A 15,153-nucleotide genomic window follows, 5' to 3' on the forward strand; every position below is an offset into this window, starting at 1 on the left:
CCTTCTTCATGGAAACGCTAAACGTGAAGGAGGTTGTTTTTCGATGGGCAATCAAAAAACAGGCAGGCGAACCGTAAAAATCATGTCGGCCGTGCTTGGCGTTGCGGCGGCTTGTTCGGCTTGCACAGCGGGTACGGGAACAGCAAATCCCGAGCAGGCGCTGAGCCAGGCGATTTCAGGCATAAAAGGGAAGAGCGCGTATGCGTTTCAGGGAAAGTCCGAGCTGAAAATTGAAGGCACAACCTATGTGAATCAGGTCGGATTCGAAGGTTATGTTCAAAATAACCGGCTCATTCAAACGAGCGGGCTTCCCCAGACGGCCGCCGCCGGTTCCTCTGAACCGGGAGCAGCGTGGAGCCCGATGCAAAAGCTGGAGCAGTTTGAGCAATCCGCCGGCAGAGTCCGCGAAAATAAAGAGCTGTCCCGCGGAGGTGTTACCGTGCTGGACCTGGAGCTAACCCCGGAGGAATCCAAGAACGAGTGGAGCAGCCGGACAGCCGCGCTGCAGCAAACCCCGGAGGAGCGGGTAGCCTCATTCCGCAAAATGCACCGTCTCAGCGACAAGGAGGCGGATGCAATGAAGCAAGAACTGCAGGCAGCCACTCAGGACTATCAGACCGAGCTGCAGGACATGCTGCGTACCTTATCCGTACAGACGCTCCACCGAATTTGGATAGACAACGCGACATCCCTGCCCAAAAAGCTGGAGACCCGATCCACGCTCCGTTATGAGACAGCGGGCACGCCCCGGGAAGAAACAACGACAGACAGCTATGAATTCCGGGAAGCTTCAGGCGGCTTGCTGCCGTCCAGCCAGGCGGTAAAGAAATAATTCCGTTAAAGCCGAAGAACCTTGAGGTTCCCTGTACGGACTGTGACCGGCAAGAGGAGCGGTTGAAGCGCGCCTTGTTCTTGTTACAGTTCTAATCAACAGGGAATTTACAAGGTTCTTTTAGGTTATTGCCGCATGTGGTTCAACTGACCGCCGTCGTGCAGCAAAGCACCGCGCGCCGAGAGCTGCGCGCGGTGCTTTGCTTAGGAGGATTTTAAATGATCGGGATTTAACGGCTCAAGCTCCGGGATGACGAACAGCCCGTCCTTCCGGATCAGCCGGTTGTCAAAGTACAGCTCGCCGCCGCCGTACTCCGGCCGTTGAATGAGCACCAGATCCCAGTGAATGGAGGAGCGGTTGCCGTTATCCGCCTGCTCGTAAGCCTGGCCGGGAGTGAAATGAATGCTGCCGGCAATTTTCTCATCAAACAAGATATCCTTCATCGGATGCAGAATATACGGATTGACGCCGACGGCGAATTCACCGATATAGCGTGCGCCTTCATCCGTGTCCAGAATGCGGTTCAGCCGCTCGGTATCGTTGGCGGATGCCTCTACAATTTTACCGTTTTCAAACCGGAGCTTCACGTTTTCGAACACGAAGCCGTTGTACGGGCTCGGAGTGTTATAGGCAATGACCCCGTTTACCGATAGTTTGACGGGAGAGCAGAATACTTCTCCGTCCGGAATGTTCATTTCCCCTGCGCACTTGATGGCGGGAATGTCCTTGATGGAGAAGGTCAGGTCGGTGCCGTTTCCGGTCAAACGCACGCTATCCGTCTTGTTCATCAGCTGAACGAGAGCGTCCATGCTCGCGTTCATTCTGGAATAATCCATGGTGCACACATCGAAATACAGCTTCTCGAACGCATCGGTGCTCATGGAGGCCAGCTGAGACATGGACGGCGAGGGGTAGCGCAAGACAACCCATTTCGTATTTTTTACACGGATGCTGGAGTGGACATGATGGTTGTACAAGGTATTGTAAAGCTTCATCTTGGCATCAGGCACATCGGATAGCTCATAGATGTTATTCCCGCCGCGCACACCGATGTACGCCTGCATCATGCTCATCTGCCGGGCGTCGAATTCAGCCCAGGTTCTTATCTGCGCCTCTGTCGCATCCAGCAGCAGCTCCCGGATAATTTGATGATCCCGAACATTGACGAACGGATGGCCTCCGGCGGCATGTATTTTTTGAACGAGAGCCCGGACCAGGGCGTTGTCAATCCCGAAAGCCTCGACAAGCACATTCTCCCCGGGCTGGACTGTGGTTGAATAATTGACCAGAACATCCGCGAGGCGTTCTAATCTTGGATCTAACATCGCTAATCCCACCTTTGTTATGATTAGTTATTCACCTGTGCTATGGTTATTATAGACAATTCCCCGCACAAATCCTAATCGTTTTTGCTTCACGCAGCATGAAATTTTCCGCCCCGGACGGGGGACGCTAAGAGCGGAAGCGAACATGCCTGAACCTGGAATCTGTATTCCCTTATTCCTGAAAATGGCATCCTCAAAACGGCGGACGGCGGAGGTGGGTGCAAGGAAACATTTGCTTGCGCTGTGAGCGGTTCCAATGTATCATAGGAAACAAGAAGCTTGGCTTTTATAATTGACACTGATAATTGACAGGAGGATTTCCTTATGACGAATACAAGTAATGCAGCTGTTGTGGAAATTTCCAAAACGGCCAATAAGTTCCGTTCATCGATCGTGCTTCAGTACGATAACAAATTTATTGATGTCAAAAGCATCCTGGGCTTGTTCACGACGCTGCTGGATACGGGCAAATACGATTTGCACGTGCATGGTCCGGATGCGAATGAGGCAAAAGCCGCGATGAGCGAAGTTTTTGCAAAGCACAACCTGGCGATTAACGTCATTGAAGACTAATCCGATTGCCATACATGTAAGCGACAGGAGCATTTTCCGTTGTATAGATGGAAAATGTTCTTTTTATTTTGAACTGCAGCATTCTCTTGTGTATTGTCCCGTTTTCGTCTAAACTTAGGATAAGAGCACGGAAGAGCAAGTAGGACAGGGGGAAATGGGATGTCATCATCGGAATTGTCGGTGGATCTTGCCGCCAAAGCGTATAATCTTCTGCAGGAAGATGCGAATAAAATTGCCAAACTGATTGAAGTACAAATGGACACACTGACCAATCGCCGCTGTCCGTTGTACGAAGAAGTATTGGATACACAAATGTACGGTTTGTCACGGGAAATTGATTTTGCGGTGCGGGCCGGGCTTATCGTGGAGTCGGACGGCAAAGCGATTTTGGCTGCATTGGAACGCAATTTGGCCAAATTGTACGAAGCGCTTAACTATAAAAAAGAACAACAATCCTAACAAAAAGCAGCCCGCCCGGAGCTGCTTTTTTGTATGCGCACACGATGAAGTTAGACGAGGAAAAACGCGATTCCAAGAATGACATAGACGACCAGCAGCAGGACGCCTTCATACCAGTTGGTCCGGCCGTCACGTGAGATGGAAGCGGCGATAAACACGCTGGTGCCGATGGCCACAAGCTCATAGGTCGAGAACACCATATCCATCGGGCTGCCGTACAGCCAGCTTACAAAAATAAGCACCGGCGCCACAAACAAGGCCACCTGCAGGCTGCTGCCGACAGCAATTTCAACGGCGGCGCCGATTTTGTTTTTCATCGCCATGAAGATGGCCGCGCTGTGCTCGGCGGCGTTGCCGATAATGGCAATCAGGAATGCTCCGACGAACAGCTCGGATAGTCCGAAGCGCTGACTAAACGGCTCTACGGAGCCGACCAGCCATTCGCTGATAAAGGCGACCATGACAGTGGCCAGGATGAGGAACAGGACGGACTTGCCCTTGGACCACATCGGTTCAGCGTGCTCGACGGCTTCATCAGCAAGCTCATCCTTATGGGTTACCATGGAGAAGATGAGCCACAAAATATAGGCCAAAATGAGGATGCCCGCCACCAGCAGGCTGAAAAGCTCATTTTCCCAACGGACAAGGCTGCTTTTGAACACCGCCGGAATAAAAAGAGCAATAACGGCCAGCAGCATCAAGGAGGCGCTGGAGCCGGCTAGCATCGCATTGTAGCTCTGGACCTTGTACTTCAGGCCGCCTAGAAGGACGCTGAGCCCGAGGACCAGCAGCAGGTTCCCGATAATCGAGCCGGTGATGCTGGCTTTGACCAGCTCGTGCATTGACGGGCCTTCCCGAATGAGGAAAATGGCGATGATGAGCTCGACGGCGTTACCGAAGGTGGCATTCAGGAAGCCGCCAAGCCGTTCACCCGCATAGTGCGCGACACTCTCCGTCGCTTTGCCCATAAAAGCCGCCGCAAACACGACGGCCAGGGACGCTAAAATCAGCTGTACTGTTCCATCCCAATGTGAATAATGGGCTATGCCGCTAATGACAAAAAAACCAAGAAGCAGCCCATAGAACAATTTTCGTTTCATTGCGACGATCACCCCGTGAAATATGACAATCATTGCCTTCCAAAATCACCTCCTTACTATACCCGAAAATAGTCGAAAAACAAAATGAAATTCACCAAATGTTGCCTGCGGGACCAATCTGATTTAAAATAGAAGTGATAACCGACGAAAGGGTGAGTACAATGACGGAACAAGAACAAACAGGCAACATTCGTATTTCTGATGATGTAGTGGCAACCATTGCCGGCTTGGCAGCCCTTGAAACACCAGGCATTTCCGGTATGTCGGGAGGCATTTCCGAAGGATTGGCGAAACGGCTTAGCGGTAAGAATGTCCAAAAGGGAGTTTCCGTCGAAGTAGGCCAGGTGGAGGCGGCGATTGATTTGCGGGTCATCGTCAACTATGGCTCCCAAATTCAGGATGTTTGTCGCGATTTGCAGGAAAATGTACGGGAAGCCGTCGAGAATATGACCGGTCTTTCAGTTGTTGAAGTCAATGTCAAGGTCGAGGGCGTCGCTTTTAAGGAAGAAGAAGTGGTCGAAGAAAAAGAGTATCCGCGCATTAAATAAGCTCCGGGCGCAGTTTGAGCGGGCTTAATCAATTCCATGGCTCTAAGCGTCCAGCAAAGAATCGTCACTGGCGGAGCATCTGATGTCCCTTCGCGAAGGACGGCTGCACAGCCGTCCCGAGGGGATTAGATGCTTTTTTTAGTTGGACTAAGGTGTAGTGCTGGTAGCGCATGAAAAAAGAGAACGTAATCCCGGGAGTGAAAACCGTCTTGATTACGCTCTCTTCTTTTTTTCGCTTGCCGATTCTCGCGTTGCTTCGCGGGAAATGGAAAGCAGAATCCCCATGGAAGCCATCATCACCAGCAGGGACGAGCCCCCGTAACTGATGAACGGCAGTGTAACACCGGTAATCGGAATCGTTCCGGTTACGCCTCCGATGTTTATCAATGCCTGCACGGCTACAAGTCCCATAATTCCGATGCCAATCAGGGTTCCCTGAATGTCCGGACTACGCAGGGCAACGATGAAGCCCCGCCATATAAACAACAGGTACACGGTTAAAAATAAAAAGCTGCCGAGAAACCCAAGCTCTTCCCCGATAATCGCAAATATAAAATCGTTGTGCGGCTCGGGCAAGTAGTGCAGCTTCTGGATGCTTTGGCCGATGCCCGTCCCTGTGAAGCCGCCATGTCCAAGGGCATACAGCGACTGGATAAGCTGATAGCCATCGCCCAACCGATCTTCCCACGGGTTCAGGTACGAGGTGAGCCGGGCTACCCGATAGCCGGGGCCGTCTTCGCTCGTGAGCAGGTATAGGGTCGAGAATAAACCGGAAATTCCGCCTAGAATGCCGCCGGTTACAAACAGCTGCTTCAAATCGGCGCCGCCGGCAATAATGACAATCAGCGCGCAGCTGAGCAGAATCATGCAGGAGCCGAAATCGGGCTGAAGCATAATGAGGCCGCATACGAAGCCGAGAATAATAAGCACCGGAAGCAGGCCTTTTTGAAAATCCCGAAACCGCTCGCCCTTTTTCTGAATCAAGGAAGACAAATATAAAATAACCGCCAGCTTGGCGAATTCTGTCGGTTGGATTTGGAACGAGCCGAAGATGGGAAGCCAGCTCTTGGCCCCTTTGGTCTCTTCAGCGATGAACAGTACAGTGAACAACAGAACGACGACCACAGCAAAGTACGGAATAAAGAAGCGCTTCAGCCTCTGAAAAGGGATGTTCATCAGCGCCAGCATCCCAACGGTGCCGAGACCGGCAAACAGCACTTGCTTTTTCGTAAAGTACAGCGCATCGTTCAGAAATTTCGGGTTGGATACGGCCATCATGGAGCTGGCGCTGAACACCATAATGATGCCAAAGCCGACCAACAAAAAGGTGAGAAACAACAACAGGAAATCCGGCGTTCCTCTGCCTCGGCTCATATCCCGCTTATGCGCTCAGCTTCTTTTTAAGCTCAGTGAGCTTTTGTTTGGATGCCTGCAGCACAGGGTCCGGGATCGGGGAATTGTAATCCAGGCCATGCGGGAAGGTTGTTACACCGATATATGCATCTTCCAGCACGAGAAGGGTATCCGGCGATTCCATTTTGCCCTCTGTTACACGGGTATTGACGCGCAGATAAAATTCCTGGCTGTTATGTACGATTTTGTAATCGTAAGTGGCACGGTTGTACTCCCATTGCCAGCGTACGAAGCCGATGCTGTCCGCCGCTTTGTCCAAATGGTACAAATCCGTGGTAAGACCTTTTACTTCGGATTGTTCGATGATCATAATTCGTGAATTCCTCCCAAAGTGAATGCTTTTGTCTTTATTGATGCCTTTAATTATGATAGTATGTTTCCTGAACTTGTGCAAGCGCGCGGCGTGAATGAATAAGACGGCCTTGCGAAAATTACAACATGTCAAGGGGGTCTCTACAATGGAACAGCTCCAAACCAAATTATCGGAAGCGTTCGGTCAAATGGTGGAATGGCGCAGACATCTTCACAGGCATCCGGAATTATCGTTCCAGGAAGAGAACACCTCTGCATTTATTGCGGACCTGCTGGAAGGCTGGGGACTTGAGGTGCGCCGGAAGGTCGGCGGACACGGCGTAGTCGGCGTACTGCGCGGAGCAGGCCGGGCCGAAGGCGACGGTGTAACGGTTGCACTCCGGGCGGATATTGACGCGCTTCCCATTCAGGATGAAAAAGCCTGTGAATACGCCTCAACGGTCCCCGGCGTCATGCACGCCTGCGGGCATGACGCCCATACGGCAGCGCTGCTGGGCATCGCCCGGGTAATGAGTGAGCAGAAGCAGTCGCTGCCGGGGACGCTTGTGTTCTTGTTTCAGCCGGCCGAAGAGATGAGCCCGGGCGGTGCCGCGGCCATGATTGCCGGGGGTGTGCTGGACGGGGTGGATGCCATTTATGGCGTTCATTTGTGGACTCCGTTTCCTAGCGGGTCGGTCTACTGTGCTCCCGGTCCGATTATGGCCTCGGCGGATGAGTTTTTTGTGGAGATAACGGGACGGGGCGGCCACGGCGGACTGCCGCATCAGGCGGTAGACAGTATTATGATTGGGGCTTCGGTCGTAACCCAGCTTCAAACGATTGTCAGCCGGAATATTGATCCCCTTGAGCCGAGTGTGCTTTCAATCGGTTCCTTCCACGCCGGGACGAGCTTTAACGTGATTGCGGAAACGTGCAATCTGACCGGAACGGTGCGTACGTTTAGCGAAATGGTCCGGAACAGCATTAAACAGCGTATTGAGGATACCGTATCGGCTGCCTGTATCATGCACGGGGCTTCCTATCATTACGACTTTAAGGAAGGCTACCCGCCTGTAGTCAACGATGCAGGAGAGGCGGAGCGGTTTTTCCGGGTAGGAGCGAAGCTGTTTGAGCCGGAGCAGGTCAAGCTTGCCCCGAGGCTTATGGCCGGTGAGGATTTCTCCTATTACTTGCAGCGTGTTCCGGGATGCTTCATGTTTGTGGGCGCGGGTAAGGCGGAGGGTGGTATTGTGCATCCTCATCATCATCCCCGCTTTGATATTGACGAAGCGTCGATGCTCCAGGCCGCGAAGCTGCTGCTGTCCATGGCGCTCGATCGGATGAGCGGCTAATCCAGGCAGTAGTCCAATTTACGGCGGTCACGGTGGGTTCGTTATGATTTTTAAAGTCATACAGAAGCTGCGCATTGGTTTTCCCGATTCAGGACAATCTAATGTCTGAAGGAGGGATATTTCATGGACAGCAGAAAAATCAGAGAAATTATGACGGATGAGGTTACAACCGTTACTCGCAAGGATAACATTTATGAAATCGCGGTGAAGATGAAGCAGCTTGATACGGGCTTCATTCCGGTGGTGGAAGGCAAGAAGCTGATTGGGGTCGTGACCGACCGTGATTTGGTTGTTCGCGGCTATGCCGAGAAGCATTCCGGCTCCACATCGGTGGAGGAAGTCATGTCCAAAAGCATCGATACGATTAGCCCGGAGGATACGGTGGACGAAGCGGCCCGGAAAATGGCCGGCGAGCAGGTTCGCCGACTGCCTGTTGTAGAAAACGGGGAACTGGTCGGTGTTGTTTCCATCGGCGATTTGGCCGTGCGTCAAAAGTTTGAGGATGAAGCCGGAGAGGCGCTCAGTAAAATTTCCGAGCAAAATCAGTTGGCTGGCACCAAAAAATAAGATCGCAAGCAAAGACACCCTTCGAGCGCGGCTCGGGCCACGGCTGGGGGTGTCTTTGCTTTTTATTTGCTTTTGCCGAAAGCGGCGGCGTAATCCTTCCAGATGCCCTTCTCCTGCTTGCGGGCTTCTTCCTGGTCTTTTTTGAACCGATCGGCATATTTGACATTGGGCGGAAAGGTTGAAATCCGGGCATAGCCCTCCTTCACCAGCGTGCTGTTGAACAGCTCCCCGTCGAGCCAGACGTAAGCGAGCAGACGGTCGTATTTGTCGTACTGCTCCACATCCCACTCCAGCTCCACCTTTTTTTTCTCCAACTGCTGCTTGGTAAATTCCGAAGCCTCGGGCCCGTAGAACATGACCGGGGTATTCGCTTTTTTCGTCTCCGGGGTATCAATGCCGATGAGGCGCACGGATTTCTTTTTCCCCTGCCATTTGATTTCGACCGTGTCCCCGTCTATAACCCGTTCGATAACGACGGAATCGCGGTTGGAATCCTCCTCTTTGCTGCTGCTGCCGGAACAGCCTGCGGCGAACATCACGATTGTAATCAGAAGCAGCCAGGTTACCAGTTTTTTCATTTCGTTCTCCCACCTCGCCCCTCATCATACGAGACCTTGCCGAAGTTGTAAAGGAAGATTGTGGATCAATGGTTTAAAAGGGGATCGGTCCACTCATACTAAATAAAACGAAGCAAGAGACAGGGGCGGATTGAAATGATGCAGGAAACGGGCGGGATGGCAGGAGAAGCGGGGGCGGCAGTCTCCTTCGAGCACAGCTTTCGGAAACTGTCCGGGCTGGAAAAGCTGGTATTGCAGCGGCTTGCCCTGCTTTTTGGGGCAACGCCCGTCACGGAGAAAGAGCTGATTGGGCGGCTCCAAACAGAGATTACGGGGACAGAGGTACGGCTTGCTCTGTTGGGATTATACCGGGCGGAGCTCATCGAGCTGCGGCACAAGCTGTGGGGCGAGCGTTTATGTGTGCTGCCGCTGCCGGTGCTGCGGATGCTGGCTCAGTATGGAGCGGAGCTTGCTCTGGATGCGGGACGAGGCGGGGGGCATCGCGAGAAGAACGGAGAAGCTTGCGAATCCCAAGCGCGCGTTGCGGCACTGCGTGGCGGTCGGTCGAGTCCCGAAGAAGAGGGCCAAGCTAGTCTAAGAGAAGCTGGTGTAAGTGAAGCTGCTGTAAGCGGCGGCATTTCTCTCGGTCTGGCGCTGTTTGATTTGTTTTTTTATGCCTCAGCTCAGCCGCTGGAACGAAAAAAGGACGGTGCGATTGTTCAAAAGCATCTCCGGCGTCTGGAGCATCTGCTGCCTGGGACGGATTCGACATGGGAAGGGCTTGTTCCGGCGGGACTCCGACCCCAGCAGATGTCTCTTTCTCTGGCTGTCCTGCTGGATATGGGCTTGAGACTCGGCATTATGGCTTCAAGCAAGGAAGCCTATCAGGTGAAGGAGGCCTTGCTGGAGGTCTGGCTATCGGCAGACGAACTATCGCGGCAGCGGCGGCTGTATGAGCTGTGGTGCCGGGTTTATTGGCCGGTATTGCCTTTCGCCCAGCAGGCTGCTCTGCGGATGGAGTGCCTGGCTCTGGGGGAATGGACGGTATTGGACGACATCGTTCACAGCATCGAGCAGACGGGCTGCTTTGCCGCAGAGGATATTCGGGCGCAGCGATGGGTGGAACAGCTGATCGATGGCTGGCTGAGGCCGTGCGCCGCCTGTGGCTGGTTTGAGCTTAGCGACGGCGGTAAGGGGCCGATTAGACTAAGGAGGCTTCTGCCTTTGCTTGAAGCGGAAGCTGCAGACAGCAGCACCGAAGCGGGAGCCGGCTGGCTGGTGCTTCCTGATTTTACAGTCCTCGTTCCGCCCGATTGTCCGATGGCGATCCGCTGGAAGCTTGCCTCTGCGGCCGAGCTGATCCGCCACGATACCGTAAGCATATACCGGCTCAGTCGGGAGTCTGTTCAGCAGGCCTGCGAATCTGGCCGGGATACAGAGCATATTATCGGCATGCTGGACCGGCATTCGCAGCAGCGTGTGCCGGAGCCGGTAGCTGCTGCAATCCGGTCCTGGACGGCTGAATTCAGCCGGGTCCGGCTAACACGCGCCGTATTCATCCGGTTTGCCGATGCCGAAACGGCAGATTGGTTCGACGGCAGCTACGAAGAGAAGGAAGCCTGCGAGCGGCTCGGGGATACGATTTTTGCTATACCCCTGGAGGCTGAAGCAAGCTGCCGGGCTTGGCTGGCCCAAGCAGGCCTTGGCGCACCCTTGACGCCATCCGGCCGAGCGGGCGGGATGAACCGCCACCATCACATGTCTGGGCGTAAACTGCTGAATCGTCAGACGAGTGAACGGCAAGAGCCCCGTGAAGCCCCCGTACAACAAAGCTTGGCGGCTGAAGGCCTGCTTCCCGGGCGGGATTGGGGAGAGCTTTTTATGCTGGAGCCGAGAAGAAGCAGCTGGCGGACGCTTCTGTATCCGGAGCTTGGCGATATCCCGTCCACATGGCTGCAGGAGCCGCGCAATTATCATGCTTCGACCCGCAGGCAAATGCTGCACCGGGCTTTGGAGTGGCAGGTACCCGTGGAGCTGCAGATCGGCTCCAGTCTGAAGCGTTTTATTCCCCTTGAGCTTGTCCCCGGAGAAGCGGACGGATGGTTTGTGGAGGGGGTGGAGCTAGGGCCGCAAGGGGGGCAAAAACGCCTCTCTCCGGAACACTGGGAACAAATGCGATTGATTTTACCGGGTATAAATGATATTAATAAGATGTGACAACATTATGAATCGGGAGCTGATGTTATGATCGCTGCACAACAGCAATCCCCGCCGCTCGACATGACCCAGCTGCTTAGCCTTGGCATGGAAATTGCCGAGATGATTAATTGTTCAGCGGAAGTGGCGGATTATTTGTTTTGGAAGCATGAGGTGGAGCACAGTCAAGAAGCTTTACGCCGTGCGGCAGAACTGAACCGCAAAAAGGATTTGTTTGATGAATGCCAGCGTTTCGGGCATTATCATCCCAATTATCATAAAGCGCTCGAAGAAGCTCAAGCGGCCGAAGCCCGGTTAGAGGAGCTTGAGGAGGTCCGCCGCTTCAAGCAGGCGGAAACGGTGCTTGACGAGCTGCTGCTCGAAATATCCCGGACCGTCGCGTATTCGGTCTCCGATACAATCAAGGTGCCGAGCAACAATCCACTGCCTACGAAAAGCGGCTGCGGCTCAGGCGGCAGCTGCAGCTGCGGTTAAGCGCTCAACAAAGAGCCGGGCGGCTCGCATGTGCTGCTGCACTGCGCGCCGCCCGGCTGTTTTGGCTATAGCTTGCAAACGGATGCATGAAGCTCGCCCGATAACCGGAGGTCAGGCTGCCGAAGCGAACTGTTGCATTTACATAGGGGAGAATGCCTCCAGACGGACCGCCGGTTCTATGCTGCCGACGATATCCCCGCGCCAATTCGTAACCGGCGGCCGGCGGAACGGCTCAAGGGCTTCAAGCTCTGCGGGGCTCAGCCACTGCAGCTGGCCTAACAATTCGGCTACCGCCGGGTACAGGGCCCTCATCGCGCCGTCTTCCATCTTGACAGCGGCGCCCAGGCCCTGACTAGGATAGGTTACCGCAAAGACGCCTTCCGCTCCCATTTTGCCGAGCAGACGGCCTCCGGTGACCTCCGCCAGCCGGGTATCAAAACGATTGCTGCCGGCTACGCACTCTGGATGCGCGGTCCATGCGGCTGTGATTTGCCGGCAGGCTGCGATGCGCGCAGGGGGTAATCCGGCTGCTTCCGGAGCCCCGAGCCGGGCGTAGGCCGCAGCAAGCCGGGACAAAGGCACCGCAAATACGGGTACTCCGCAGCCGTCTGTACCCAGCGGTACCTCGGCAGGCCGAAGCCCGCACATGGCACTGACGGCTTCAAGCATAGCCTGCTGTACAGGATGCTCCGGCTTTGCGTAGCCTTCCCTGTCCCAGCCCTTCGCTGCGGCCAGGGCCAGCATGCCTGTGTGCTTGCCGGAGCAATTGTTATGTACAGGGGTGGGCTTGTCTCCCGCTGCACGCAGGTTGGCCGCGGCATCGGCATCGTAAGGCTCATGAGCCCCGCATGTCAGCTGCTCCGCGCTGGCGTGGATAAGACTCAGCATCTCGCTGACGAGCTTGACATGAAGCGGCTCCCCGCTGTGGGATGCGCAAAGCATGGCGACATGCTCAGGGTGCAGGCCGAAGCGCTCTGCGACGCCCGCCTCAACGACCGGCAACGCCTGCAGGGGCTTGGCGGCCGAGCGTGCAAATATAACCGTTGCGGGACTTCCTGCAGCAAACAGCAAACGCCCGCTTGTATCAACAACGGCTGCATGGCCGTAATGAATGCTTTCGACAAGCGGTCCTCGGGTTACATTCACAGCAATCACGCCGGTTGTCATCGGGTCGTGTCACTCCTTCCGGTTTATCGAGGGCGCTGACTTGCCCTGAGGGTCATTTTAGCACAACTGCAAATGAAATTCACGAAGCTTCCCATGACGGAAAGCGCCGTCATTTTTTTTCGGAATGATAAGAGAAAGTGAGGGGTTTATCCATGATGCAAGAAAGGACCGGCCTCATCGTCTGGCTGAGCGATAACAAGTTTGCAAGGAATCTGGAACGCTTCGGCAATATTCATTATGTCTCCAAAAAAATGCATTATGTCGTTGTATACATGAATAGCGAGCGTGCTGATGAAGCGATCCGGCAGCTGCAAAAGCAGTCTTATGTCAAAAAAATCGAACGCTCTCTGCGGAGTGAAATCCCTACGGAATATAACTCCGAAATGGTCGATAAGACCCGTTTTTATTCTAATCTATAGGCTGCCGGGACACAGAGCCGCTGCAGATAGGCGTCGCAATGAAGACAAGCCCCCATTATCACAACTGCCGAGGCAGGTGAGAATGGGGGCTTGTCCTTCAAGGCGCAGGCGGACTCTCGATGCTGATTAGCAGCATGGGCCGCCTTTTTCCGGTTCTCCCGTGATTTAAAAAAGAACAGTACGGCCGTTTAGCTGATAGCAATTGGAAATTATTTAGAAATCATGTAAAATACATTTAACGACGTCTCTGGACAGTAGGGTGCTGTGTTCACGAAAGAGAGAGAGGTTGGAGAGAGATGAGAGATAAAATGATGGACCGGTGGAGCACATATGAGCCGTTTCATATCGTGCTGGGAGATAAGAAGGTCGCCGATATTATAATCACAAACCATGCCCGTATGCGCTGGTCAGACCGGGTGGAGAACGAGAAGACCGGATATGAGGATATCTGTGATTTCCTATGGGACAAATTAAAAAAGAACCACATTAAGCCGTATTACCGCAATGAGCAGGACGTGTACCTCATTGACGATGATTTGGTGATGGTGGCTGAATTCACCGTACTGGAGAATGAAACCGATATTGCGGGCAATCCGCTGCACAAAATGATTATTGTGACCTTCCTGGGCCGGATGTCCGAGACGATTGAACTGCGCGATTTGAAATCGTATTACTCCTGGCTGCGCCATTCGCGGAGAATGACGCTGATTAAAAACAGCCGTAAACGCCGCTAGCCCCGGACGTTGTCCTGGTCTGTACCGGTCTGAACCGGCTTTAACAGGAAGATGGACAAGCCGGCGAAAGCGGGTGCTGCAGCATGTAACGGGAATCGTACATGCTTTTTTGCATTTTTCTGGTATAATGGGGGGCATAGAAAGGCTGGGTGCGAGGACCATGAATTTTCACCAACTTCACATTTTCCATACGGTGGCCGAGAAAGGGAGCTTTTCCCTTGCCGCGCAAGCTTTACATATGACCCAACCGGCTGTCACGATGCAGGTGCAGGCGCTTGAGGAATCCTTTGGCACGAAGCTGTTTCAGCGAACGACCAAAAAAATCGAAATTACGGAAGCGGGCCGGACCCTGATCCCTTACGCACGCCGCAGCATTGAGCTGATAAAAGAAGCCGACGCCGCCATGGCGAAGTTTACGCATATGCTGAAGGGGCGGCTGCAGCTTGGCGCGAGCCTGACGATTGGAGAATACATACTGCCGCGTCTTCTAAGCCCCTTTAACAAGGAGTATCCTCACATTGCAGTTAGCATGAAGGTCATGAACACGACCCAAATTTTGGAGGAAATATTGAACCATCAGCTTGATTTCGGTCTGGTGGAAGCGCAAATTCAGCATCCGGACATGCATATCGAGCCTGTGCTTAGCGACGAGCTCAAGCTCATTGTGCCGGCCGGTCATCCGCTCCTGGAGCTGGATGTGATTACGGTAGAAGCCGCGATGGAGTACCCGTTTATTCTCCGGGAGCAGGGCTCTGGCACACGGCAGGTGATGGAGGAGGAGCTGGATCGCAAAGGGTACAACGGGCAAGGGCTGAACATTGTAATGGAGCTGGGCAGCACGGGGGCGATCAAGTCGGCTGTCGAAGCGGGCCTCGGGTTATCGATCTTGTCCGCTTCCTCTGTCAAGCATGAGCTGGCGCTCGGCTTGCTGCATGCGGTGAATATCAAAGGCGTGTCCTTCACCCGCAGCTTTTATGCGATTCATTTGAATGCAACGATGCTGCCGATTTCGGCTGTCACGTTTTTGGCCTTTTTGCGGGAGCGGGATTTGAGTCAATGGCTGTAAGGCGGCGATGCTGCGGACATCATGTGCAGTTAGAATACGATGGGGGGCTTTTTGGCCTC

Annotated in this window: 17 protein-coding genes; 11 read left to right on the top strand and 6 right to left on the bottom strand. The window is 53.8% G+C overall.

What is annotated here, in order from left to right; all coding sequences use genetic code 11:
- Positions 1-43 precede the first annotated feature (43 nt).
- Entirely contained in the window at positions 44-832 is a 789-nt protein-coding gene (locus WBG83_RS15755) for a hypothetical protein (protein WP_336746134.1), read from the top strand.
- Between the two features lie 203 nt (positions 833-1,035).
- On the opposite strand, the gene WBG83_RS15760 is transcribed toward WBG83_RS15755, so the two are convergent.
- On the bottom strand, positions 1,036-2,157 hold the full coding sequence (locus WBG83_RS15760) for an aminopeptidase (protein WP_336746135.1): 1,122 nt from the start codon (positions 2,155-2,157) through the stop codon (positions 1,036-1,038).
- Positions 2,158-2,481: 324 nt separating this feature from the next.
- Here WBG83_RS15760 and WBG83_RS15765 point away from each other — a divergent pair, with 324 nt between their 5' ends.
- Both WBG83_RS15765 and WBG83_RS15770 read left to right on the top strand, forming a co-directional pair.
- Positions 2,482-2,730: an HPr family phosphocarrier protein gene (locus tag WBG83_RS15765; RefSeq protein ID WP_336746136.1), complete on the top strand. Its 249-nt coding sequence runs from the start codon at positions 2,482-2,484 to the stop codon at positions 2,728-2,730.
- 159 nt (positions 2,731-2,889) lie between these two features.
- Positions 2,890-3,189, top strand: coding sequence for a YlaN family protein (locus tag WBG83_RS15770; protein WP_336746137.1), 300 nt, complete (start codon positions 2,890-2,892; stop codon positions 3,187-3,189).
- A gap of 50 nt (positions 3,190-3,239) precedes the next feature.
- Here WBG83_RS15770 and cax read toward each other — a convergent pair whose 3' ends face one another.
- Positions 3,240-4,289, bottom strand: coding sequence for a calcium/proton exchanger (gene cax, locus WBG83_RS15775; RefSeq protein ID WP_336746138.1), 1,050 nt, complete (start codon positions 4,287-4,289; stop codon positions 3,240-3,242).
- Between the two features lie 161 nt (positions 4,290-4,450).
- On the opposite strand from cax, the gene WBG83_RS15780 reads away from it, so the two are divergent.
- On the top strand, positions 4,451-4,837 hold the full coding sequence (locus WBG83_RS15780; protein WP_336746139.1) for an Asp23/Gls24 family envelope stress response protein: 387 nt from the start codon (positions 4,451-4,453) through the stop codon (positions 4,835-4,837).
- A 213-nt stretch (positions 4,838-5,050) separates the two neighbouring features.
- On the opposite strand, the gene ftsW is transcribed toward WBG83_RS15780, so the two are convergent.
- Together ftsW and WBG83_RS15790 are read right to left on the bottom strand one after the other, a co-directional pair.
- Complete coding sequence (gene ftsW, locus WBG83_RS15785; protein ID WP_336746140.1) at positions 5,051-6,211, bottom strand: putative lipid II flippase FtsW; 1,161 nt, start codon at positions 6,209-6,211, stop codon at positions 5,051-5,053.
- Positions 6,212-6,218: 7 nt separating this feature from the next.
- Entirely contained in the window at positions 6,219-6,560 is a 342-nt protein-coding gene (locus WBG83_RS15790) for a YugN family protein (RefSeq protein WP_336746141.1), read from the bottom strand.
- A gap of 148 nt (positions 6,561-6,708) precedes the next feature.
- On the opposite strand from WBG83_RS15790, the gene WBG83_RS15795 reads away from it, so the two are divergent.
- Positions 6,709-7,893 (top strand): amidohydrolase, encoded by a 1,185-nt coding sequence (locus WBG83_RS15795; protein WP_336746142.1) that lies wholly within the window; start codon positions 6,709-6,711, stop codon positions 7,891-7,893.
- 123 nt (positions 7,894-8,016) lie between these two features.
- A complete protein-coding gene (locus WBG83_RS15800) occupies positions 8,017-8,460 on the top strand; it encodes a CBS domain-containing protein (RefSeq protein ID WP_336746144.1) in 444 nt (147 codons plus the stop codon).
- A gap of 62 nt (positions 8,461-8,522) precedes the next feature.
- On the opposite strand, the gene WBG83_RS15805 is transcribed toward WBG83_RS15800, so the two are convergent.
- Positions 8,523-9,038 (bottom strand): thermonuclease family protein, encoded by a 516-nt coding sequence (locus tag WBG83_RS15805; RefSeq protein WP_336746145.1) that lies wholly within the window; start codon positions 9,036-9,038, stop codon positions 8,523-8,525.
- Positions 9,039-9,173: 135 nt separating this feature from the next.
- Between WBG83_RS15805 and WBG83_RS15810 the strand changes: the two genes are divergently transcribed.
- Both WBG83_RS15810 and WBG83_RS15815 read left to right on the top strand, forming a co-directional pair.
- Positions 9,174-11,234 carry a helicase-associated domain-containing protein gene (locus WBG83_RS15810; RefSeq protein WP_336746147.1) on the top strand — a complete coding sequence of 687 codons (2,061 nt, stop codon included), beginning with the start codon at positions 9,174-9,176 and terminating at the stop codon, positions 11,232-11,234.
- 27 nt (positions 11,235-11,261) lie between these two features.
- A complete protein-coding gene (locus WBG83_RS15815) occupies positions 11,262-11,708 on the top strand; it encodes a YlbF family regulator (RefSeq protein WP_336746148.1) in 447 nt (148 codons plus the stop codon).
- A 138-nt stretch (positions 11,709-11,846) separates the two neighbouring features.
- Here WBG83_RS15815 and WBG83_RS15820 read toward each other — a convergent pair whose 3' ends face one another.
- Positions 11,847-12,875, bottom strand: coding sequence for an asparaginase (locus tag WBG83_RS15820; RefSeq protein WP_336746149.1), 1,029 nt, complete (start codon positions 12,873-12,875; stop codon positions 11,847-11,849).
- A gap of 152 nt (positions 12,876-13,027) precedes the next feature.
- Here WBG83_RS15820 and WBG83_RS15825 point away from each other — a divergent pair, with 152 nt between their 5' ends.
- The 3 genes from WBG83_RS15825 to WBG83_RS15835 all read left to right on the top strand — a co-directional run bounded on the left by WBG83_RS15825 (position 13,028) and on the right by WBG83_RS15835 (position 15,094).
- On the top strand, positions 13,028-13,294 hold the full coding sequence (locus WBG83_RS15825; protein ID WP_336746150.1) for a YlbG family protein: 267 nt from the start codon (positions 13,028-13,030) through the stop codon (positions 13,292-13,294).
- A 296-nt stretch (positions 13,295-13,590) separates the two neighbouring features.
- A complete protein-coding gene (locus WBG83_RS15830) occupies positions 13,591-14,028 on the top strand; it encodes a hypothetical protein (RefSeq protein WP_336746151.1) in 438 nt (145 codons plus the stop codon).
- A 160-nt stretch (positions 14,029-14,188) separates the two neighbouring features.
- Entirely contained in the window at positions 14,189-15,094 is a 906-nt protein-coding gene (locus WBG83_RS15835; RefSeq protein ID WP_336746153.1) for a selenium metabolism-associated LysR family transcriptional regulator, read from the top strand.
- Positions 15,095-15,153 lie beyond the last annotated feature (59 nt).

It is taken from the genome of Paenibacillus sp. y28, assembly GCF_037137075.1.
GTDB lineage: Bacteria > Bacillota > Bacilli > Paenibacillales > NBRC-103111 > JBBBNV01.